21 protein-coding genes are annotated in these 21,789 nt (G+C 70.5%); 11 read left to right on the top strand and 10 right to left on the bottom strand.

Annotated features, from left to right (window positions below; all coding sequences use genetic code 11):
- Positions 1-114 precede the first annotated feature (114 nt).
- On the top strand, positions 115-1,440 hold the full coding sequence (locus ACT3TD_RS04025; RefSeq protein ID WP_301442373.1) for a DUF4192 family protein: 1,326 nt from the start codon (positions 115-117) through the stop codon (positions 1,438-1,440).
- On the opposite strand, the gene galE is transcribed toward ACT3TD_RS04025, so the two are convergent.
- From galE to ACT3TD_RS04055, 6 genes are all read right to left on the bottom strand, one after another.
- Entirely contained in the window at positions 1,397-2,395 is a 999-nt protein-coding gene (galE, locus tag ACT3TD_RS04030; protein WP_301442374.1) for a UDP-glucose 4-epimerase GalE, read from the bottom strand. The two genes, ACT3TD_RS04025 and galE, sit on opposite strands and share 44 nt — an antisense overlap.
- Positions 2,396-2,401: 6 nt before the next feature.
- Positions 2,402-3,091, bottom strand: a complete 690-nt coding sequence (locus tag ACT3TD_RS04035; RefSeq protein ID WP_301442375.1) for a metal-dependent transcriptional regulator — start codon at positions 3,089-3,091, stop codon at positions 2,402-2,404.
- Between the two features lie 144 nt (positions 3,092-3,235).
- Complete coding sequence (locus ACT3TD_RS04040; protein ID WP_441579510.1) at positions 3,236-4,402, bottom strand: sigma-70 family RNA polymerase sigma factor; 1,167 nt, start codon at positions 4,400-4,402, stop codon at positions 3,236-3,238.
- A 203-nt stretch (positions 4,403-4,605) separates the two neighbouring features.
- Positions 4,606-5,109 carry a D-aminoacyl-tRNA deacylase gene (locus tag ACT3TD_RS04045; protein ID WP_301443505.1) on the bottom strand — a complete coding sequence of 168 codons (504 nt, stop codon included), beginning with the start codon at positions 5,107-5,109 and terminating at the stop codon, positions 4,606-4,608.
- The gene (locus ACT3TD_RS04050) at positions 5,106-6,692 is read right to left on the bottom strand and encodes a DUF7782 domain-containing protein (RefSeq protein WP_441579509.1); all 1,587 of its coding nucleotides are present in this window, start codon (positions 6,690-6,692) and stop codon (positions 5,106-5,108) included. Before ACT3TD_RS04050 ends, ACT3TD_RS04045 begins: the two co-directional genes overlap by 4 nt.
- Positions 6,682-7,131, bottom strand: a complete 450-nt coding sequence (locus tag ACT3TD_RS04055; RefSeq protein WP_441579508.1) for a DUF3099 domain-containing protein — start codon at positions 7,129-7,131, stop codon at positions 6,682-6,684. The genes ACT3TD_RS04050 and ACT3TD_RS04055 overlap by 11 nt, the downstream gene beginning before the upstream one ends.
- A gap of 112 nt (positions 7,132-7,243) precedes the next feature.
- On the opposite strand from ACT3TD_RS04055, the gene ACT3TD_RS04060 reads away from it, so the two are divergent.
- Genes ACT3TD_RS04060 through ACT3TD_RS04070 form a run of 3 tightly spaced genes read left to right on the top strand, consistent with a single transcriptional unit; the run spans position 7,244 to position 9,630 of the window.
- Positions 7,244-7,486: a DUF3039 domain-containing protein gene (locus ACT3TD_RS04060; RefSeq protein ID WP_301443508.1), complete on the top strand. Its 243-nt coding sequence runs from the start codon at positions 7,244-7,246 to the stop codon at positions 7,484-7,486.
- Positions 7,483-9,222: a DEAD/DEAH box helicase gene (locus ACT3TD_RS04065; RefSeq protein ID WP_301443509.1), complete on the top strand. Its 1,740-nt coding sequence runs from the start codon at positions 7,483-7,485 to the stop codon at positions 9,220-9,222. Before ACT3TD_RS04060 ends, ACT3TD_RS04065 begins: the two co-directional genes overlap by 4 nt.
- A gap of 39 nt (positions 9,223-9,261) precedes the next feature.
- Complete coding sequence (locus tag ACT3TD_RS04070) at positions 9,262-9,630, top strand: hypothetical protein (RefSeq protein ID WP_301443510.1); 369 nt, start codon at positions 9,262-9,264, stop codon at positions 9,628-9,630.
- A gap of 112 nt (positions 9,631-9,742) precedes the next feature.
- On the opposite strand, the gene ACT3TD_RS04075 is transcribed toward ACT3TD_RS04070, so the two are convergent.
- Together ACT3TD_RS04075 and ppgK are read right to left on the bottom strand one after the other, a co-directional pair.
- Positions 9,743-11,428, bottom strand: coding sequence for an RNA polymerase sigma factor (locus ACT3TD_RS04075; protein WP_441582077.1), 1,686 nt, complete (start codon positions 11,426-11,428; stop codon positions 9,743-9,745).
- Between the two features lie 102 nt (positions 11,429-11,530).
- On the bottom strand, positions 11,531-12,322 hold the full coding sequence (gene ppgK, locus ACT3TD_RS04080; RefSeq protein WP_301443954.1) for a polyphosphate--glucose phosphotransferase: 792 nt from the start codon (positions 12,320-12,322) through the stop codon (positions 11,531-11,533).
- Positions 12,323-12,422: 100 nt separating this feature from the next.
- Here ppgK and ACT3TD_RS04085 point away from each other — a divergent pair, with 100 nt between their 5' ends.
- Together ACT3TD_RS04085 and ACT3TD_RS04090 are read left to right on the top strand one after the other, a co-directional pair.
- Positions 12,423-13,370 (top strand): inositol monophosphatase family protein, encoded by a 948-nt coding sequence (locus ACT3TD_RS04085; RefSeq protein ID WP_441582076.1) that lies wholly within the window; start codon positions 12,423-12,425, stop codon positions 13,368-13,370.
- Positions 13,371-13,715: 345 nt separating this feature from the next.
- Positions 13,716-14,015 carry a DUF4193 domain-containing protein gene (locus ACT3TD_RS04090; RefSeq protein WP_301443956.1) on the top strand — a complete coding sequence of 100 codons (300 nt, stop codon included), beginning with the start codon at positions 13,716-13,718 and terminating at the stop codon, positions 14,013-14,015.
- Between the two features lie 19 nt (positions 14,016-14,034).
- Here the strand turns inward: ACT3TD_RS04090 and ACT3TD_RS04095 are convergent, their stop codons facing one another.
- Entirely contained in the window at positions 14,035-14,598 is a 564-nt protein-coding gene (locus ACT3TD_RS04095) for a DUF3093 domain-containing protein (protein ID WP_441579477.1), read from the bottom strand.
- A 66-nt stretch (positions 14,599-14,664) separates the two neighbouring features.
- Between ACT3TD_RS04095 and dut the strand changes: the two genes are divergently transcribed.
- The 5 genes from dut to dxs all read left to right on the top strand — a co-directional run bounded on the left by dut (position 14,665) and on the right by dxs (position 20,019).
- Positions 14,665-15,123 carry a dUTP diphosphatase gene (gene dut, locus ACT3TD_RS04100; protein ID WP_444614706.1) on the top strand — a complete coding sequence of 153 codons (459 nt, stop codon included), beginning with the start codon at positions 14,665-14,667 and terminating at the stop codon, positions 15,121-15,123.
- Between the two features lie 62 nt (positions 15,124-15,185).
- Complete coding sequence (locus ACT3TD_RS04105) at positions 15,186-15,971, top strand: DUF3710 domain-containing protein (protein WP_301444154.1); 786 nt, start codon at positions 15,186-15,188, stop codon at positions 15,969-15,971.
- Positions 15,968-16,642 carry a DUF3159 domain-containing protein gene (locus ACT3TD_RS04110; protein WP_367620331.1) on the top strand — a complete coding sequence of 225 codons (675 nt, stop codon included), beginning with the start codon at positions 15,968-15,970 and terminating at the stop codon, positions 16,640-16,642. Before ACT3TD_RS04105 ends, ACT3TD_RS04110 begins: the two co-directional genes overlap by 4 nt.
- On the top strand, positions 16,639-17,922 hold the full coding sequence (locus ACT3TD_RS04115; RefSeq protein WP_441579475.1) for a class I SAM-dependent RNA methyltransferase: 1,284 nt from the start codon (positions 16,639-16,641) through the stop codon (positions 17,920-17,922). Before ACT3TD_RS04110 ends, ACT3TD_RS04115 begins: the two co-directional genes overlap by 4 nt.
- A 123-nt stretch (positions 17,923-18,045) precedes the next feature.
- Complete coding sequence (gene dxs, locus ACT3TD_RS04120; RefSeq protein WP_301444199.1) at positions 18,046-20,019, top strand: 1-deoxy-D-xylulose-5-phosphate synthase; 1,974 nt, start codon at positions 18,046-18,048, stop codon at positions 20,017-20,019.
- A 363-nt stretch (positions 20,020-20,382) separates the two neighbouring features.
- On the opposite strand, the gene ACT3TD_RS04125 is transcribed toward dxs, so the two are convergent.
- A complete protein-coding gene (locus tag ACT3TD_RS04125) occupies positions 20,383-21,780 on the bottom strand; it encodes a ribonuclease D (protein WP_301443269.1) in 1,398 nt (465 codons plus the stop codon).
- Positions 21,781-21,789: the final 9 nt, after the last annotated feature.

Genomic DNA, 21,789 nt, shown 5'->3' on the forward strand with positions numbered 1-21,789 from the left:
CAGTCGCGCCTGTCGACCCGGCGGATATCCACAGGGTCCGGTTTATCCACACGCTCCTGGTCGGACCAGTCGCACGGAGGGGTCGTGACCGGCCCTCCGGTGGAGGATGTCTCCATGACTTCCACACACCACAACACCCCGAGAACCCGCGACATTCCCGCACGCCCGGGCGCCACGGACGGCCCCGTCGTGATCGACGGCGGTCCCGGCGGACTCATCGGCGCCGTCCCCGCCCTGCTGGGCTTCACGCCTACCGAAAGCATCGTGCTCGTCGGTCTGAGCAGTCACGGTGAGCAGCTCGAGTCCCTCGGCCCGGTCGTGCGCACCGACCTCGTCGAGGGGGCGGCCCGGACCGGCGCCGAGGCGCTGGCGCGCTCGCTCTACGACATGCCCGGGGCCTCCGCCATGGTCGTGGTGACCACTCGACGGTCGTGGCCACTGCGCAGCGCCGTGGTGGATGTGCTGGCCGGTGCCGCGCTGACCCTCGGCGACGCCGCGGTGAAGATCAACGCCATGTTCGTCACCGACGGCATCACCGCCGGCGCCCGGTGGCGTCAGGTCGAACCGTCCGGCGCCGCCTGCGGGTGGACGGTGGTCCATGAGGGCACTGTGGACGATCCCGCCGAGGGCCCCGTCGTGGCGTCGGGGTGCTCCACGGTGCGAGACCCCCAGCGCACCTCGGAGTCGATGGACCGGGAGCTCGATCCCGAGGACGACGAGGACCTCGCGGCACTCCTGCCGGCGAGCTGGACGACGGGAGCGGCCGCGAAGTCGGACGGGGGACCCTGGAACTCCGCGGACGTGTGCGAGACGGTCGCGCAGATCGCCGTGACGGTGGACCGGTGGATGCCGGTGGGCCGCCAGCGGGTCACCCTCACCCGCCGGGAGGTGCGCCGGATGCTGGCGGAGCGCCCTGGAACGGCTGAGCGGTTGTTCGAGTTCTGCACCAGTGCGTCGTTGTTCCCGACGCTGGTCGCCCTCGGCGCCGCAGGGCAGTCGGGGGTGGTGCTCGGAATCCTGTTGGAGGCCGCGACCCTGGGTCGGGGTTCGCTCCGGGGCCGGGCGTTGCTGCTCATCGCCTTCCTGGGGTGGTGCGGCAACCACGGCGCCCTGGGGCACCGGGCGGCGCGGCGCTGCACGGAGGAGATGTGGAGCGACGGTGGGGCGTCTCCGGCGCCGGAGCCGACGACCGACGCGGGCGCGCTGCGCAACGACCTGCTGACCCTCTCACTGGCAGGGGTGCTGTGGGAGGGCGTGGCAGACGGGACCGCCGCCAGACTCGTGGGCGGCGTGGTCGGTCAGGGAATGGAACACATCGACGCGCAGATCGCCCGCTCCGGTGGGAAGGACACCGACCGGGCGGGCACGCTGGCGTCGCTGGTGGACCGCAGGGCGGTCAGCGCCGTGCGAAGTGCGCTCGATCGCCGAGCTGGGAGGTGAAGTCCCAGGCGTCCCGGACGATCGTGCCCAGGTCGCTGCGCGTCGGGGTCCACCCCAACGCGTCCACCGCGCGGGCGGACGAGGCGATCAGGGTCGCGGGATCACCGGCACGACGAGGTGCGGTCACCGCGGGGATCGGGTGGCCGGTGACCTCGCGGCAGGTGTCGATGACCTGCTGCACGCTGTAGCCGTCGCCGGAACCCAGGTTGAAGATGCGGTGCTCACCGGAGGTGTTCGACCGGGCGGCCAACAGGTGGGCGTCCGCGAGGTCCCTGATGTGGATGTAGTCGCGGACACAGGTGCCGTCCGGGGTGGGCCAGTCGTCGCCGAAGATCATGATCTGCTCCCGGGCCTCCAGGGCGACCTGCAGGACCAGGGGGATCAGGTGGGTCTCCACGGCACGGTTCTCACCGGTGGAGCCGTACGCGCCGGCGACGTTGAAGTAGCGCAGGCTCGTCGCGCCCAGCCCGTAGGCGTCGGCGTAGGAGGTGATGATCTGGTCGATCGACAGCTTCGACGCCCCGTAGGGGTTCGTCGGTGCGGTGGGCATGTCCTCGGTGATCGGCACCGAGGCGGGTTCGCCGTAGCAGGCGGCGGTGGAGGAGAAGACCAGGTTGTCGACACCGTTGTCCCGCATCAGGTCCAGCAGCTTCAACGAGGTGACCACGTTGCCGTGCCAGTAGATATCGGGGGCCTGCACGGACTCGCCCACCAGGGACTTCGCCGCGAAGTGGAAGACCGCCGCGCAGTCGTCGGCCAGGACCTCCGGGGCGCGGTCCAGGACGTCGCCCTCCAGGAAGGTCGCCCCGGCGGGGACGGCCTCACGGTTGCCGGTTGACAGATCGTCGATGACGGTCACCCGGTAGCCCTGCTCGACCAGCACGGTGGCGCAGACGCTTCCGACGTAGCCGGCGCCGCCGGTGACGAGCACGTGCCCGCCGTCAATGAGTCCCATCAGCGACTAGTTCCCTTCGAGGACGATACGGATGGCGTGCCCGAGCTCCTCGGGGACGACCACGCTGGCACCTTCCGGGTTCTCCAGGGTGAGACCGTCCGGGGTGTCCTGGATGGTGACCGAGGTCCCCGGGCGGATGTCGTACTGGCCCAGCTTGCCGATCACCTTGTGCTCGACCTGGACGATCTCGTTGAAGCTGACGATCGTCGCCTTGCGCGGCGAGCTCAGGTCGATGTCCGAGGCGCGATGGGAGTCGGCGGGGTCGGCGATGGACGCCTCGCCCAGCTTCTCCAGGCCGGGGACCGGGTTGCCGAACGGGGAGGTGCTGTGGTCGTCGAGGACGGCCAGCAGCCGCTTCTCGACCTCGTCACCCATCACGTGCTCCCAGCGGCAGGCCTCGTCGTGGACGGACTCCCAGGGCAGTCCGATGACGTCGACCAGCAGTCGCTCGGCGAGACGGTGCTTGCGCATCACGGCGGTCGCGTGGTCGCGGCCTTCCTCGGTGAGCTTCAGGGAGCGGTCGTCCGCGATCCACAGGAGGTTGTCGCGCTCCATGCGGGCCACGGTCTGGCTCACGGTCGGGCCGGACTGCTCAAGACGCTCGGCGATGCGTGCGCGGAGCGGGGGAATGCCCTCCTCCTCCAGTTCGTAGATCGTCCGGAGGTACATCTCGGTGGTATCGACGAGGTCCTTCACTCGACCATGGCCTTTCTCTGACTAACACGACCGTGCAGTACGACGGGCGCGTTCAGGGGTTTGTTCACACAGTGGTGCCCTATAACGTACACGGTTCACCGGGCAGGTGGGAGCGCGGTCCGGCGGGTGTACGGCCCGCCGCTTCTAGACCGCGTACTCGCGCAGTCGGGCGGCCCGGTCGCCCTCGCGCAGCTTGGTCATGACCTCGCGCTCGATCTGGCGGACGCGCTCGCGGGACAGCCCGAAGCTGCGGCCGATCTGGTCCAGGGTGCGCGGCATCCCGTCGTCCAGGCCGTAGCGCAGTTTGATGACGTCCTGCTCGCGCTCCTCGAGGGTGTCGAGCACAGCGCGCACGTCGGAGTGGCGCAGCGAGGCGACCACGGCGGCCTCGGCGTCGGTGGCCTCGGAGTCCTCGATGAAGTCGCCCAGCGGCGCCTCCTCGTCCGAGCCGACGGGCATGTCCAGGCTCACCGGGTCACGGGACTGCTTGAGCAGCATCTCGATCTTCGACTCGTCGATGCCGGACTCGTCGGCCAGCTCCTCGTTCGTGGCCTCACGGCCCAGGTGCTGGTACATCTCGCGCTTGATCCGGGAGAGCTTGTTGACCTGCTCGACCAGGTGCACGGGCAGTCGGATGGTCCGCGACTGGTCGGCCATGCCGCGGGTGATCGCCTGGCGGATCCACCAGGTCGCGTAGGTGGAGAACTTGAAGCCCTTGGCGTAGTCGAACTTCTCCATCGCGCGGATCAGCCCCAGGTTGCCCTCCTGGATCAGGTCCAGCAGCGGCATGCCGCGACCGGTGTAGCGCTTGGCCAGCGACACCACCAGACGCAGGTTGGCCTCCAGCAGGTGCGTGCGGGCGGCGCGACCCTCACGGGCCAGGACCTTCATGTCGCGCTTGGCGGCACGGGTCAGCTTGTCACCGTTCTCCAGGAGGTGCTCCGCGTAGAGGCCGACCTCGATCCGCTTGGACAGCTCAACCTCGTCGTCCGCGGTGAGCAGTGCGGTCTTGCCGATGCCGTTGAGGTAGACGCGGACCAGGTCGGCCGAGGGGTTCTCGTTGTTGCCCCGTCGACGGCCCTTGTCCTCCGTGACCTCGGTGGTGTCCTCGGCCGTATCCTCGGTGGACGTCTCGTCGGTCGCTTCGGTGCTCGCCTCGCCGGAGGTCTCCCCGGGCGTGGTATCTGCGTGTGACGTGGTGGTGTCCCCGATCTCGTCGATCTCCGCCGGGGCGTCCCCGGTGTCACGGGTGGTCTCCAGGATGTCGTTCTCCTCCGGTGTGCCGGAGTTCTTCGTCGTGCGGGTGCCCATCTGGTTGACCTCCTGGGTTAGGTGTCGGAAGCTCTGCACAGTCCAACGGGCGATCGCGTCGAAATGTTCCGGGGCTACGTGTCCTTGGTCACGGGCAGATTACGATCGCGGTGTGATCGCAGGAAACCGCAGGTGAGTACGCGGGTAAAAGTACTTCCGGGACCCCTCATCCGGGGGTGGTGGGGCGGGGAGGTCGCCCGTCCTCAGGACGCTTCGACGATCACGGTGTACGGCCCGTCGTTCGTCGACGCCACGTCCATCATCGCGCCGAACCGGCCGGTCTCCACCCGCAGTCCGCGCCGGCGCAGCTCCTCGACGATCAGGTTGATCGCGGTCTCCGCGTCCGGCCCGGGCGCGGCCGCCGACCAGGACGGCCTGCGGCCCTTGGCGGTGCTCCCCATCAGCGTGAACTGGCTGACCACCAGGACCTCGGCGCCGTTGTCCTGCGCGCCGGCATCGCGCCGCACGGTACCGGACGCACCGGCGTCTTCTGCGTCTTCTGTTTGTCCGGCGGGGACGAGCAGCCGCAGCTCGGCGATCTTGCGCGCCACGGTGCGCCAGGCGTCCGGGCCGTCCTCGCGTCCGGCGCCGACGAGCGCGAGCAACGCGCCGCGCCCGGCGCCGTCGCGGTTGCCGTCGACCGCGCCGACGACCTCGCCGTCCACGGTGACGCTGGCGTCCTTCACCGTGCTGACGACCGCCTTCACCGCTGCACCTCGACCAACTCGGCGGGCAGCACCACGCCGTGTCGCACCAGGTCCACGACGAGCGGGGTCAGGGCCCCGGTGAACGCCTCCTCGTCGAGGTCGTTGACGGCGCAGTACAGTTCGGCGGTGTCGCGCAGGGTCAGCCCGTCCGGCGTGAGCCCGGCCAGCACGGCCGACAGCGGGGCGTCGATGTCATGGCTGAAACCGGGACCGTCGGTGCGGGTGACACGGACGACCTCGGGGACGAAACCCGGTTCGGTGAACCCGTCGTCGGCCTGGGCACCGCTGCGGGAGAGCTCCACGGATTCCCGGGCCAGGCCCGGACGCACCTGGTAGCGGGCGTCCAGGAGGTCGTCGCCGTCCTGTTCGGCCAGCCACCCCGCGCGCAGGAAGTACTCGGCGACCTCGTCGCCGAAGAAACCGAGGTCGGGGGAGTCCAGCGCCTCGAAGGTGACCTCGGAGGGCCCGTCGATACGCTGCAGGTGCACGTAGCCCATCCCGATCCGGGCGATGTCGTGCTCCTTGAGGTAGGACAACCAGTCGGCCACCCGCCTGCGCCCCTGCGGCGAGCGCAGGTCGAGGGAGGCGTCGGCGGTCCAGGTGCGCACGTAGACGGAGGGGGAGACCTCGTCGCGCTGGACGACCCAGGCGCGGACGCCCTCGGCGGGGATCCAGCCGGCGACGCGGCTGGCCGCGGACTCCGACAGGGAGGTGGCCCACGCGCCGAGCAGGTGCGCGGTGCCACCGGGGGAGAGGTGGGCCGCGGCCCCCTGCACCACGGTGCGGGTGGCGTCGTCCAGCCCGAGGCCGGAGTCACGGTAGATCTGGCCGTCCTGCGCCGGCCCGACGACGAACGGTGGGTTGGAGACGATCCGGTCGAATTCCTCGCCCTCGACCGGCTCGAACCAGCTGCCGCAACGCCAGTCGACCTCCCTGCCGGTGCTCGAGCGCAGCGACGCCCGGGCGAAACCGAGCGCACGGTCGTGGACGTCGGTGGCCACGGTGTGCCGCGCGTCCAGCATCAGCGCCAGCACACCGGAACCGGTGCCCAGGTCGAGCAGCCTGTCCACCGGCCCGGACGGGACCTGGTTGAACAGGGTCAACGGAGCCTGCCCGACGCCGGGGACGTGGTCGTCGCCGGGGGTGAACTCCTCCAGCGAGGCGTCCGGATCGGACACCACGAGCACCTCGGCGCCGTGGGCACCGTGGACGTCGTGGGTGACGGGCCGCACGTCGACGTGCGCGCGCACAGTGGGCTGTGTGTCCTGAGCGTCTTGCGCCAACAGGGCCCCGGCGTCGATGAGGGCGTCGACGAGCGCGGCGCCCAGGACGTCCGCCAGCGCGGTGCGCGGCACCGGCTCGCGCAGGAAGAACGCGCGCGTGAGCAGGACGCCGCGGGCGTCGCAGACCTCACGCTGGTCGCGCTCGTTGAGGTGCCATACCGCGCCGCCGGGGTTGCCGGCCAGTGCCTCCGCGTAGCCTTCGCGTCCCAGGGCGGACAACAGCAGGGGCGTGCCGTAGTCCAGGGTGGTCAGGGCCAGGACGAGATCCCCGAGGGCCGGGGAGTGTGCGTCAACGGTCATGATCCTCTGTCTGTTCCTTATCTACTGTGTCTTCAGGTTCGGCGTCGATCACCGTGTACCCCGTCGCCGCCGGGCGCTCGAGTTCCTCACGGGCCGGGCCGTCCAGCTGTGGTCCGGCGGCCGCGGCACGGTACTGCCGGGCCAGCGCCGGCTTGTACACCTTCGGCTCGCCCTTCTCCCGGTCGTCGCTCTTCTCGTTGGCCAGCAGCACCGCCACCCACGGCAGCGGGAGCGAGATCACCGCGAACACCGCGGCGAGGGCGGGACTGTGCAACCACGCGTAGGCGCCGACCGCCGCACCCAGCAACGGGATACGCGACAGTTGCAGGCCCGCGTAGAGCCGACGGCGGTGACGCCAGTCGTCCCACGGGGACCGCCGGGCGTCGGTGATCACCGAGACGTCGTCCCCACGACGGCGACGGGCAGAGTGGTTGGACATGGGGACAACCGTAGTCCTGTCGTCGCGAACCACAACCAACGGTGCGGCCACCCGACCTGCCACGCGACCGGCACGGCTGGAAAACACGGCAGGGGCGGGGCATTATGGTGACGTGACTACTCCTGGAACGACAACGATTGAGCGGCCCGACGTCCGGACCGATGACCAGACCTCGGACGACACCCCGAAGTTCTTCCACTACGTGAAGAAGGACAAGATCGTCGACTCCGCGATCAACGGACGCATGGTCGTCGCACTCTGCGGCGAGACCTTTCCGGTGACCAAGCAGGCAAAGCCCGGCTCGCCGGTCTGCCCCGACTGCGAGAGCATCTACCAGGGACTCCGCAAGAAGTGAGTGGGGCCACCGCATACGGCACGCTCCGTGCCTGGCAGCAGGCCGCACTCCGACGTTACATCGACACCGCCCCGCAGGACTTCCTCGCCGTCGCGACCCCGGGCGCGGGCAAGACCACGTTCGCGCTGACGGTCGCGCGGATGCTGCTCGACGCGCGCACGGTGCAGCGCGTGGTGATCGTGGTGCCCACCGAGCACCTCAAGACGCAGTGGTCCCAGGCCGCGGCGCGCCAGGGCATCTCCATCGACGCCGAGTTCACCAACTCCTCGGCGGTCAACAACGCCCACGACGGGGTGGCGGTGACCTACGCCCAGGTCGGCATGAAGCCCACCAAGCACTACCAGGTCGCCACCGCGCGCAAGACCCTGGTCATCCTCGACGAGATCCACCACGCCGGTGACGCGAAGAGCTGGGGCGACGGCGTGCGGTTCGCCTACGAGCAGGCCGAACGCCGGCTGGCGCTGACCGGTACGCCCTTCCGCTCCGATGACTCGGTGATCCCCTTCGTGAAGTACAAGGACGTCGACGGGTCGTTGGTCTCCCAGTCCGACTACACCTACGGCTACTCCGACGCGCTGGCCGACGGCGTGGTGCGTCCGGTGGTCTTCCTGGCCTACTCCGGGCAGGCCCGGTGGCGAGACAGCGCCGGTGAGGAGTACGAGGCTCGCCTGGGCACCCCGTTGAACGCGGAGCAGACCGCGCGCGCCTGGAAGACGGCCCTGGACCCGAAGGGCGAGTGGATCCCCGCGGTGCTCAGCTCCGCGCACACCCGCCTGATGCAGCTGCGCGAGTCGATCCCGGACGCCGGCGGCCTGGTCATCGCCACCGACACCACCACCGCGCGCGCCTATGCCGCGATGCTGGAGAAGCTCACCGGCACGAAGGTCACCGTGGTGCTCTCCGACGAGCAGGGCTCCAGTGACCGGATCAAGGAGTTCTCCGACTCCACCGACCTGTGGATGGTCGCGGTGCGCATGGTCTCCGAGGGCGTGGACGTGCCACGCCTGGCGGTGGGCGTGTACGCCACCTCGGCGTCCACCCCGCTGTTCTTCGCCCAGGCGATCGGACGTTTCGTGCGTTCGCGGCGCCCCGGCGAGTCCGCCAGCGTGTTCCTGCCGAGCGTGCCGGTGCTGCTCGACCTGGCGTCCAACATGGAACGCCAGCGCAACCACGTGCTCGGCAAGCCCGACCGGCCCAACGAGGGCTGGGACGACGAGCTGCTCGCCCAGGCCAACAAGGAGGAGTCCGAGCCGGACGAGCTCGGCGGCTACGAGACCCTCGGTGCCGAGGCGGAGCTGGAGAGCCTCATCTTCGACGGCTCCACCTACGGCACCGCCACGATGACCGGCTCCGCAGAGGAGCAGGAGTACCTCGGCCTGCCCGGCCTGCTGGACGCCGAGCAGATGAGGACGCTGCTGCGTGCCCGGCAGTCCTCCCAGCTGGACAACCGGGACAAGGCGGCCAGGCAGGCGGCCGAGACGGCCGCCGCCGGCAAGGACTCCGGCAAGGACTCCGCCGGGGAGTCGGGGGAGGCCGAGACGAAGAAGGTCGCCAGCGAGGAGCTGCCGGGCCTGAGGAAGAAGCTCAACGCCCTCGTCGGCGCGAAGTCGCAGCGTACCGGGCGTCCGCACGGTGCGATCCACAACGAGGTGCGCCGTAACTGCGGCGGCCCGCCGACGGCGCTGTGCACCGCCGAGCAGCTGCACGACCGGATCGCCTACCTGCGCGACTGGTGAGCGTGGGGACGCGAGGGGGCGTCCGATAGGCTGGACCGCATGGCGAAGAATACGGGAGCAGCACGACCGACCGGACGAGACGGGGCGGGGGAGCAGCCCCGGGTACAGGGGAGGCTCGGCCTGGTGGCGATCGTGCTGGCGGTGCTCGCGCTGCCGGCCGCGCTGTTCCCGTGGCTCGGGCTGATCATCAGCGTGGTCGTCCTGGCCATCGCCCTGGTCGCGCTGATCGTGGCGGTACGTTCCCCGCGTCTGGGGCGCGGCTACCCGATGGCGGCGGTGGTCGTGGCGATCGTGGCGGTGGCCCTGTCCGGCGTGGTGACCAACAGCACGGCGCAGACGTTGCAGGACTGCTCGTCGAACGACGCCGACGAGGTGCGCGCCTGCATGGAGAACAGGGGCGAGGACTAGAGACCCCGACGGGACAGACACCGACGGGACAGACACCGAACCCCTCCGGCCGCGTGAACGGCGGGAGGGGTTCTGTGGTGTCGGGGCCGGTCCGGACCGAGCCGCGGCCGGACTAGTCGAGGTAGTCGCGCAGCACCTGGGAGCGCGACGGGTGGCGCAGCTTCGACATCGTCTTCGACTCGATCTGACGGATGCGCTCACGGGTGACCCCGTAGACCTGCCCGATCTCGTCGAGGGTGCGCGGCATGCCGTCGGTGAGCCCGAAGCGCAGCTTGACCACGCCGGCCTCGCGCTCGGAGAGCGTGTGCAGCACGTCCTGCAGCTGGTCCTGCAGCAGGGTGAAACTGACCGCGTCGACGGCGATGACGGCCTCGGAGTCCTCGATGAAGTCGCCGAGCTGGCTGTCGCCCTCGTCGCCGATGGTCTGGTCCAGGGAGATCGGCTCGCGGGCGTACTGCTGGATCTCCAGCACCTTGTCCACGGTGATGTCCATCTCGCGGGCCAGCTCGTCCGGGGTGGGCTCGCGGCCGAGGTCCTGCAGCAGCTCGCGCTGGATGCGGCCGAGCTTGTTGATGACCTCCACCATGTGCACCGGGATGCGGATGGTGCGGGCCTGGTCGGCCATCGCACGGGTGATGGCCTGACGGATCCACCAGGTGGCGTACGTGGAGAACTTGTAGCCCTTGGTGTAGTCGAACTTCTCCACCGCGCGGATCAGGCCGAGGTTGCCCTCCTGGATGAGGTCCAGGAACGCCATGCCACGTCCGGTGTAGCGCTTGGCCAGGGAGACCACGAGTCGCAGGTTGGCCTCGAGCAGGTGGTTCTTGGCCTTGCGGCCGTCGCGCTCGATCTCGCGGAAGTCGCGGCGCTGCATCGGCGACACCTTCTCGCCGCTCGCCTTGAGCTCGTCCATCTTGTGGTGGGCGTACAGGCCGGCCTCGATGCGCTTGGCCAGGGAGACCTCCTGCTCGGCGTTGAGCAGCGCGACCTTGCCGATCTGCTTGAGGTAGGCGCGCACGGAGTCGGCGGAGGCGGTGAGCTCGGCGTCCTTGCGGGCCTGGCGCAGTGCGGCGGACTCGTCCTCGTCCCAGACGAAGCTGCCGGCCTCGGGCTTGTCGTCCTCCTCGTCGTCGTCACCGTCGGTGACCGCGCCGGCGGGGGTGACGACCGCGGGGGAGGCGGCGTCCTCGTCGCCGTCCGAGGCCTCTTCGACGTCGTCGACGTCATCGACATCGTCAACGTCGTCAACGTCGTCCTCGTCGATCTCGATGTCGCCGGGGAGGCCATCGATGTCCTCGTCGTCGGAGTCCTCGGTGACGCCGTCGGTGGCGGTCTTGTCGAGGGTCGCGTCCCCGGCCGCCGGGTCGGCGTCCTTGGTGGCGGACGCACCCTTGGCGCCGGACGCGGGGGCGGCCGTCTTGGTCGCCGCCTTGCGCGTGGACTTGCGGGTCGTCTTCTTCGCGGCCGTCTTCTTCGCCGCGGTCTTCTTGGCGGTCTTGGTGGCCGCCTTCTTCGCGGCGGTCTTCTTCGGCGCATCTTCGGCGGACGTGGCCTGCGGGGACGCTGCGTTGACGCCGGCGGTGGACGCCGCGGGGGAGGCGTCAGCGGCAGGGCTCGCGGCCGGTGCCGGCTGTGCCGCCGGAGTCACCGGCGACGCTGCTTTGCGGGTGGCCGTACGGACGGCCTTCTTCGCGGTGGTCTTCTTGGCCACCCTTCGACCGGCCGACGATGCCGGGGTTCCGGGAGCGTCGGTGCCCTCGGTGTCGCTACCGGAGGTGGAACTGGTGTGGGCCGCCACGAAAGACCTTTCTTGCGGGGTCAGGGGACTTGCAGTGCGTGGTCCTTTGTCAGGAGCACAATCGACCCCCCATTATAACCCAGTTGGGCTGAATTTCAGCGTTCAGGGCCGCATTCCGTGGGTCACGGCCAACGCGGCCCCGACGATCCCGGCCCGGTTGAGCAGGGTGGCGGGCACCACGTCCACGTCCACGGTGAGTTCAGGAACCCACTTGTGGTGCTTCTTGGAGATACCGCCGCCGACGATGATCCGCGACGGGTTGAGGATGCGCACGTACTCGTGGAGCACCCGGTCGACCCGGCGGGCCCACTCCTTGTAGCTGAGCTTCTCGTTGTCGCGCACCGCCGACGACGCCCACTTCTCGGCGTCCATGGCCGGGAAGTTCAGGTGGCCGAGCTCGGAGTTGGGGAACAGGGTGCCGTTGTAGATCAACGCCGAACCGATGCCGGTGCCGAAGGTCAGGAACAGGACGGTCCCGTCCTCACCATCCGCCGAGCTGCCGTAGGCGGTCTCGGCGATGCCGGCGGCGTCGGCGTCGTTGAGGACGCTGACCGCGCGCGGCGAGCCGTCGACCGTCAGCCGGCCGCCGAAGAGCTCCTGGCAGTCCGTGCCGATCCACGCGGGGTCGATGTTCGCGGCCGTCCGGGCGACCTGGCCGCGCACCACGGCGGGCACGGTCACGCCGACGGGCCCCGTCCAGCCGGCCTCGTCGAGCAGGTCGGCGACCGTGTCCGCCACGGCCTCCGGGGTGGCGGGCCGGGGAGTGTCGATGCGGATGCGGTCGCCGATGAACTCTCCGGTGCCCAGGTCCACCAGTGCGCCCTTGATGCCACTGCCCCCGATGTCGACCCCGAATGCGGTCGACTCCTGCCCATTGCTGGCTGTGTCTGTCATGGGTACCCATGCTACCGCAGCCGCGGACACCGGACAGTGCGCCGAACCGACGCCGTGGGTGCACCGCCAGCCCCGCGGGCCTGCTGGCAGGATGGGGCCCATGGGTGAACAGATCAGACTGGACCGGACCACCACGGACGTCCCCCCGCCCTCGGCGGGCCGCGCACTTGCAGGACGCACGCCGGACGAGCTGCGTCGGGTCGCGGTGACGGTGGCGTCCGAGGCGGCGCTGCACGTGGCCGAGGCGCGGACACGCAGTGCCGGGGGCGACGGGCGCATCCGGGTCGAGGCGACGAAGTCCTCCGAGGTCGACCCGGTGACGGCCATCGACCGGTCGAGTGAACGGCTGATCCGCCGGCGCCTCGGCGAGCTCGCACCGTACGACGCCGTGCTGGGGGAGGAGGACGGTGGCGTGCTGGCGCAGGACCGTGTGACGTGGGTCGTGGACCCTGTCGACGGCACGGTCAACCTCGTCTACGGCATCCCCGCCAGTGCGGTCAGCATGGCGGCGTGTGTCGACGGGGTCCCGGTCGCCGGCGCCGTCGCCGACATCGCCCGTAAGCGGGTGTACTCGGCGTGCACCGGCGGCGACCTGGTCATCGACGAGGCGGACACGGCAGGCACGGCAGGCACGGCAGGCACGGCAGACCGCGAGCGGTCGGCGTTACCGGAACTGTCGTCGCTGTCGTCGGCGCTGGTCGGCACGGGGTTCTCCTACCTCGCCTCGCGCCGTCGCGCCCAGGCCGGGTTGCTCGGCGACCTGCTGCCGGAGATCCGGGACATCCGGCGCATCGGTTCGGCCGCCCTGGACCTGTGTGCGGTGGCGGACGGTGCGTTGGACGCCTACTACGAGCACGGGCTGGGGCCCTGGGACCATGCCGCCGGGAGCCTCATCGCCGCGCGTGCGGGGGCGGTGGTGCACATGCCCCCGCTGGAGCGGGGGTACGACGAGGGGGTGGGTGTTCTTGCCGCGGTCCCCGGAATCGTCGACGACCTCGCTGAACGCGTCCTGGCGACCATCTTCCCGGCGCCCGTGGACGTTCCCTGACGGGGGCACGGACGGCCGTACGGCCCCCTTTTCCGGGGGCACGGTAGGCGTTCTCGGGTGGTGCTCCACCGGTCGTGCCGATAGGCAACGTGACAATGGTTCCCCGCTGCTTTACTATGCGCGTCAAACGTCGGGAATATCCGTCGCCGACACGTCGTTGCCGGCAGGGTAAACCCCGGTCGTTGGGTGAGGCTGAGCCGGTGACTCGACGGGCACCGCAACCTCGCCGACACGTGAGACCACACCTGCACGACTGCACACCAGCAACAGCCAAGAAACAGCACAGCCTTATCCACCGCCGCAACCGGTGACGGTCGGATAACGGACGACCCTAGGAGCATCATCATGGCGACTGACTACGATTCCCCCCGCACCCGCTCGGAGGACGAGATCGAGACCGACTCCCTCGAGGGGCTGAAGGCCGCGGAGAAGGCGGAGCCCGCCGTCGACGACAACGACGACGGCGACATCGTCGAGCCGATCGACGTGCCGATGGCGGACCTGTCCGGCGAGGAGCTCAGCGGGTCGGTGGTGCCCCGTCAGGACGACGAGTTCACCTGTTCGGTCTGCTTCCTCGTGCAGCACCGCACCCGGATCGCCGAGGACGACGGCAAGGGCAACCTCGTCTGCATCGACTGCGAGTGACCGGGCGGGGGTCGCCCGGTCAGGCGCGGGGGGTGCCGAGGGCGTCGAGCAGCTGCTCGGGCTCGTTGGTGGAGACCAGCCAGTAGGGGGTGGGGTCGTCCGGGTCGTCGAGGACCAGCATCGCCATGGAGGGGATCCAGGGGCGGTGGTAGAGGAAGGCGGCGGGGTCGAGCTGCCGGCCCATCGCCGCACTGCGGGCACTGGGCGGCACCGGGAGGCTGCGGCTGACCACCGACATCGGCAGCGACGCCTCCCCGGCGTGCAGCCAGGTCTCGCCGCTCTCGTCGCGCTCCACGACGAGCTCATTGCTGGACAGGTGCAGGAGCGCCCACACGACCGCCGCGAGGACGACCGCGCCGACCACGACGCCCCAGTACCACTCGCGGCCCATCTGCCCCTGGAACCCGACCAGGGTGGTCACCCCGAGGCCGATGAGCCACCAGGACATCGGGACGCGCTGACGCTCGCGGTAGAGGACGTCCGCACGGACCCTGCCTGCCTCGCCGGCATCGCCGGCCTGACCGGCACGGCTCTCTCCGGGTTCCTGTGGCACGTCATCTCCTGTCGGCTCGGGCTCGCTCACGATCCCTTAGTCTATCCTGCGGGCCGTTAGGTCAGTAACCGGACCGCGCCGGTAGACTTCACGGGCATGACCGACAGTCACGACGCACCGTTGCGCATCGCGCGACTCGACCCCGACCTCCCCCTCCCGAGCCGCGCCCACCCCAGTGACGCGGGCCTGGACCTGTCCAGCGCCGCGGACCTCACACTTGCCCCGGGTGAGCGGGCGCTGGTGGGCACCGGCGTGGCCCTCGCCCTGCCGGTGGGCACCGTGGGACTGGTGCACCCGCGTAGCGGACTGGCCTGGAAGCAGGGGGTTTCCATCGTCAACGCCCCCGGGACCATCGACGCGGACTACCGTGGCGAGGTGAAGGTCTGTCTGATCAACCTGGACCGGGACACCTCGGTCGTCATCCACCGCGGAGACCGCATCGCGCAGCTGCTCGTCCAGGAGGTGTCGCTGTGCGACGTCGAGGAGGTCGCCGACGTCGACGCCCTCGGTGAGACCGCCCGCGGCGCCGGGGGCCACGGTTCCACCGGGGCCTGACCCGTTTTCCCACGTCCTGAGCTGTACACCCGTTACGTCGAGATTTGAGGAGAGTCCGAGCCATGTGGCCGTTCAACAAGAAGAGTGACGAAGATTCCACCGCTACCGCCGCGACGGACGCGCAGGTGCCGACGGCGCCGACGCAGGACGCGCCGGATGCTGCGGGCGCTGTGCCGGACGCGCAGGACGCACCGGACGCCGCGCCGGCGGGCGGCGACCCCGCCGTCGCCGGCCCCAGTGCGTCCTACGACCCGGTCAACGGCGACTTCGGCCCGTTCGACGGCGACAGCGTGGACTACACCACCTTCGACTACTCCGACTTCGCCAAGAGCGGGCTGGACCTCGGCTCTGTGCGCGTGCCGGTGCCGCACGACGGGGAGGTGCAGGTGGAGATGGGGCCCAAGGGGCCGCAGATGATCCACATCCTCACCCCGTTCGGACGGCTCACCCCCGTCGCCCTCGCCGCCCCGCGCACCGGCCGGCAGTGGGAGGAGAACATCTCCGAGGTCACTGCGGGCATGAACGGCGACGGCCTGCAGGTCGAGTGGGGCCGGAACCTGTGGGGCACCGAGATCATCGGGACGATGAAGGCCGGCACCATGCGGGTGATCGGTGTGGACGGTCCGCGGTGGATGCTGCGGATGACGTTGGCCGGCCCGGCGGACAAGGCAGACCAACTCGCGGAACTCGCCTACGAGGTGATCTCCCGGACGTTCGTCTACCGCGGCACCGAGCCGCACCCGGTCGGCCAGGCGCTGCCGGTGACGATCCCCGCGGCGATGGCCGCCGAACTGCGCAAGGTTGTCGAACAGCGTCAGAAGGACGCCGCCGACGGGGACACACAGTGACGCACGACGACGGCCGCACCCCGGCCGAAGAAGACACGGTCGACACCGAGCACACGGTGGAGACCGAGGACGCCACACCCACCGTCCTCGAGCAGCTCGGCGGACTGTCGGGGCTCGTCGCCTCGGTGCTGCCGGTGCTGGTGCTCGTGCCGGTGAACTCCCGGTGGGGTCTGACCGCCGCCCTGATCGCCGCCGTCGCGGTGTCGGTGGTGGTGTTCCTGTGGCGCCTGGCGCGCAAGGAGACCCTGATGCCGGCGGTCTCCGGTCTGATGGGCGTGGGCATCTGCGCGGTGATCGCCTGGTGGCTCGGCGACGCCAAGGGCTACTTCGCCTACGGCATCTGGTACTCGCTGGTCGCCGGGATCGTCTTCCTGGGCTCGGTCGTGGTGCGCTGGCCGCTGGTCGCGGTGATCTGGAACGGTGTCAACGGTTCCGGGCACCGCTGGCGCAGCAACCGCACGGCGGTGCGCGTGTACAGCATCGCCACGCTGGCCTGGTCGGTGGTGTTCTTCGGACGTTTCGTCGTGCAGCAGTGGCTCTACGTCCAGGATGACGCGGTCGGCGCCCTCGGCGTGGCGCGCATCATCATGGGGCTGCCGCTGACCGCGGTGGTCGTGCTGGTCACGGTGTGGGCCGTGAAGAAGGCCGACGCCTCGGAGCGTGCGGCATGAGCGGGGGCATGCAGACGGTCGACGTCCTCGGCCCGGCACACGGCGGGACGTCCGTCGCCCGGGTCGACGGCCGCGCGGTGTTCGTGCGCGGTGCGTTGCCGGGCGAGCAGGGCGTCCCGGTGGCCCTCGACGAGGCGAAGGACAAGGCACGTTTCCTCACGGGTGAGGTCGTCGACGCCGACGCGATCGCCGTGCCCTCGCCGCACCGGGTCGCCCCGGTGTGTGCCGCCGCGGCCGCCGGCGCGGGCTGCTGCGACCTCGACTTCGTCGACGCGCAGGGCTCGGTGGAGTTCAAGCGGCAGGTGGTCGTCGAGCAGTTCCAGCGCATCGGCGGGATCGAGTTGGGCCCGCAGGTGCTGGAGTCCCGGTCGCTCACGCCGTTCACCGGCTACCGCACCCGCGTGCGCCTCGGCGTCGACGCGTCCGGCCAGGTCGGGCTGCGTCGCCGGGGCAGCAACGGGGTCGTCGCCCTGGGGGCGGACGGTTCCGGTGTCTGTGCCCAGTGGGCCCCGGGCCTGGCCGAGGGCTTGGCTGAGGAACTCGCCGCCCACGAGCTGACCCCGGGCGCGGAGGTCTGCGTCGCGCTCGGTGACGACGGGGTGCGCGGGATCGTCGAGGTCCCGCCGCGGCCGCCGCGTGCACACACACGCCGTCGGCGTCGCGGCGCCAAGCGTCCTGCCGCCGCACCCCGTAGTGTCCTGGCCGGTGACGGGAACGTGACGCGCACCATCGGTGACCGCGCCTGCCCGGTGCCGGTGGAGTCGTTCTGGCAGGCGCACGCCGGTGCGTCCGCCCACTACACCGCCTGGGTCGCACGCAACACCGCGCAGGACGCCACGGTCGGCTGGGACCTCTACGGCGGTGCCGGCGTCCTGGCCGCGGCGATGCTGTCGGCAGCGCCCGGGATCGCGGTGGACTGCGTGGACATCGCCTCGCCGGCGACCGGCGCAGGACGCACCGGCCTCGCAGGGCGGGACGTCTCCTTCGTCACCGCCGACGTGGGCTCGGCCATCGGGACGCTGCGCGCACCGTCGGTCGTGGTCCTCGACCCGCCGCGCACCGGAGCCGGACGCGAGGTCGTCGAGGCGATCGCCGCCAGGGAACCCGCCGTGGTGCTGCACATCGGCTGCGACCCCGCGACCGCCGCGCGCGACGCGGCGTCCTTCCTCGCCCACGGCTACGAGCCGGAGGCGGTGGAGGTGGTCGACGCGTTCGGGCTCACCCACCACGTCGAGGTCCTCGTGAGGTACGTCAGAACCCCCGGTCACGGGAATTGTTGAGGTCCGATGATGAGAACCCGGGCACTGCCCGTAAGATGGTCGCAGTGCCTGTGACTCAGGCAGCAAGTGTGAAGCGTAGGTAGTCGTTCGTCCGACGACTGGGACGGAGAAGTGAGAACGGGTATGTCGATTCTCGAAAAGATATCGTCACCGGCGGACCTCCGGACGCTGACGCCTGGCCAGCTGGAGACCCTCGCCGGGGAGATCCGGGAGTTCCTCATCGCCAAGGTCTCGGCCACCGGCGGGCACCTGGGGCCCAACCTCGGGGTCGTGGAGCTCACGATCGCCCTGCACCGGGTCTTCGACTCGCCGTCGGACCCGATCATCTTCGACACCGGACACCAGTCCTACGTGCACAAGATCCTCACCGGGCGGCGCAACCTGTTCGACACCCTCCGGCAGCGTGACGGGCTGTCCGGCTACCCCGACCGGGCCGAGAGCCCGCACGACTGGACCGAGTCCTCGCACGCCTCGGCGTCGCTGTCCTACGCGGACGGGCTGGCGAAGGCCTTCGAGCTCACCGGCCAGTCCGACCGCCGGGTGGCCGCGGTCATCGGCGACGGTGCACTCACCGGTGGCATGGCCTGGGAGGCCTTGAACAACATTGCCGAGGGCAAGGACAGGCCCTTGACCGTCATCGTGAACGACAACGGCCGGTCCTACTCGCCGACGATCGGCGGGCTCGCCCACAGCCTCGCCGGCATGCGCATGCAGCCGGCCTACGACAAGGTCATGGAGCAGGGCAAGAACTCCCTCGGCCGCCTCGGTGCCGTCGGCGACCACGCCTTCAAGCTGCTGCACAGCTTCAAGGAGGGCGTGAAGCACGCCGTCATCCCGCAGGAGCTGTTCAGCAACCTCGGGCTGAAGTACGTCGGCCCCGTCGACGGCCACGACGTGCGCTCGGTCGAGGCCGCCCTGACCTACGCCCGCGACTACGGCGGACCGATCATCGTGCACATCGTCACCAAGAAGGGCAACGGCTACGGCCCCGCGGAGAACGACGAGGCCGACCAGATGCACTCCACCGGCGTCATCGACCCGCTCACCGGACGCGCCGTGCAGGTCAGCGCCCGCGGCTGGACGGACGTCTTCGCCGACGAGCTCATCGAGATCGGCAGGCGCCGCGAGGACGTCGTCGCCATCACCGCCGCGATGGCCGGGCCCACCGGTCTGGCCCGCTTCGGCGAGGTCTTCCCGGAGCGCACCTTCGACGTGGGCATCGCCGAGCAGCACGCCGTGACCTCCGCCGCCGGGCTGGCCCTCGGCGGGTTGCACCCGGTCGTCGCGGTGTACTCCACCTTCCTCAACCGGGCCTTCGACCAGATGCTGATGGACGTCGGCCTGCTGCACATGCCCGTGACCTTCGTCCTCGACCGGGCCGGGATCACCGGGTCGGACGGGGCGAGCCACAACGGGATGTGGGACCTCTCCATCGCCGGCATCGTCCCGGGGATCCACGTCGCCGCCCCGCGCGACGGTGCACGCCTGGTCGAGGCGCTCGACCGCTGTGTCGGGATCTCCGACGGGCCCTCGGTGGTCAGGTTCTCCAAGGGAGCAGTCCCGAAGGACGTCGACGCGGTGTACTCCACCGCCGACTACGACGTGCTCGCCGAGACCTCCGGGGGTGCTGATGATGCTGGGTCTGACGGGTCGGCCGGGTCTGACGGTGGCGTGTTCGGCGGTGGAAAGTCACTGCGCGTCCTCATCGTCAACTACGGTCCCTTGACCGCCCAGGCGTTCGCCGCGGCGGAGGCACTCTCGGCCGACGGACACGCGGCGGCGGTCATCGACCCGCTGTGGGTCACCCCGGTCGCGGACTCCGTCGTCGAACTGGCTCGCGACAACGACCTGGTCATCACCGTCGAGGACAACGGCGTGCACGGCGGTGCGGGCCAGATGCTCGCCCGCGCTGCCTCGGAGGCCTCGGTGCCCACCCCGGTGCGCTACCTGGGCGTCGACCAGCGCTACCTCGCCCACGGTTCGCGTGGTGAGGTCCTCGCCGAGGTCGGCCTGGACGTCGATTCGGTGGTGGAGCAGGTGCGCGACTGGGCGTCCCAGGAGGCCCACCGCCGCGCCGAGGCCGGCGACCTGAGCTAGCGACTTGCGCTAGCTCTTCGCCCCGCCCCCTTCCCGCGCTCTTCCCTCGCCCTTTCCACGGTGGAGCGATCACCCCTCCAGGCAGGCTTTCGGCCTGAAATGCTGCCTGGAGGGGTGATGTGTCTACACGCTGGAGTGGAGGGGGTCGGCGGTGCGACGCTGAGGTCCCCCACTGTGCGCAGTCGTCCGCCCCGGTCCGCCCCGGTCCGCCCCCGTCGAGCGATCACCCCTCCAGGTAGGATTTCGACCCGAAATGCTACCTGGAGGGGCGACTATTTGCCCCTGTGCGAGGGGCAGAGGGCAGGGGATAGGGGGCAGGTCGGGAGTCGGGTGCCGGGGGGGGGGGGGGGGGGGGAAGCCGGCTCAGGTGACTTGCCCCGCGAGCACGGGCAGGAAGGCGTCGACCAGGAGGTCACGCTGCCAGGCACGGCATTCCCTCGACTCGAGAGCGCGGCCCAGCGCGTCCTCCAGTGCACCCACCGGGTCGGCGACCGCAACGTCCACCGTTGCGCCGACCGGGTCGGCATCCAGAACGGTGTCCAGGTCAATAACCTGATCGTCACCGGGCTCGTCGAGGTGTTCCGAGGCCGCATCGGCCAGCAAACCGTCAGCGACGGCGCGCGAGGTCTCCCAGGCCACCGAGCGCAGTGAGCGCACGGTCAGCAGGTCTTCGGTCCTGATGCCGGTGGACTCCGAGACGTCCGACAGTGCCTCGCGGAACTCGCCGAGCAGGTGGAAGGCGATCGGGTGGTCGCGCTCCCACGTGCGGTGGTCGGGGAATCCGCCGGAGGTGCTCAAGCGTCCGGGCAGGGAGGAGGCGTCGGCCTCGGCGGCCTGGCGCAGCGCCTCGGACATTGCCCTGGTCAGCGTCGACTTCACCTCGCGGCCGACTGACCCGCGCGAGGAGCGCACAAGGCGCGAGCCGCCGGCGATCTCGCGGTCGATCTGGCGTCCTGAGCTTCCTGCGCGTCCGCCGCGTCCGGTGCCCTGGGCCAGTTCCAGGATGGAGGAGCCGCGCAGCACGTGCTCGGGCGGGACGTCACTCTCACGGGCGATGGCGGTGCGGGCGTAGATGAGCCGGCGGGCGGTCTCGAGCTCGCGGGGGTCGCGCACGTGCCCGAGGCCGCGTAGCTTGCGCCAGTCGGGTTCGGGCACCGGGTGCGTCCACGCCGCACGTACGTGGGCGCACTCCTGGCGGTACCAGTCGGTGCGGCCCAGGTCGTCGAGCCGGGAGAGGGCGACGTCGCGCAGCTCGATGAGCATCTCCACGTCCAGCGCGGCGTAGGTGAGCATGGGCCCGGGGATCGGCCGGGCGGACCAGTCCTCCCGGCCCTTGTCCTTGGCCACGGTGACCCCGAGGAACTCCTCGAGCATCCCGGCCAGGCCGATTTGCCCGTAGCCGAGGAGGCGTCCGGCGATCTGGGTGTCGTGCAGTTCCGGGGTGTGCCAGCCCAGGGAGGTCAGGGCGGGCAGGTCGCTGTGCGCGGCGTGCAGGATCCAGGGGGAGGAGTCCATCAGCGGGGCCAGCACGGCGCCGGCCTGCGGAACGGTCGCCGGGTCGACGAGGTGGGTGCCGGAGCCTTGGCGTCGCAGTTGCACCAGGAAGGCACGGTCGTCGAAGCGGAAGCCGGAGGCCCGTTCAGTGTCCACGGCGATGGGCCCGTGCCCTGCGGCCAGCGATTCGGTCGCCTCCCGCACGGTCTCGATCGTGTCGGACAGGGCGGGGACGCCGTCGCGGGGCGAGGTGAGGTGTTCTGCCACGGGGGCCAC

Source organism: Corynebacterium sp. AOP36-E1-14, assembly GCF_052377495.1.
Lineage (GTDB): Bacteria > Actinomycetota > Actinomycetes > Mycobacteriales > Mycobacteriaceae > Corynebacterium.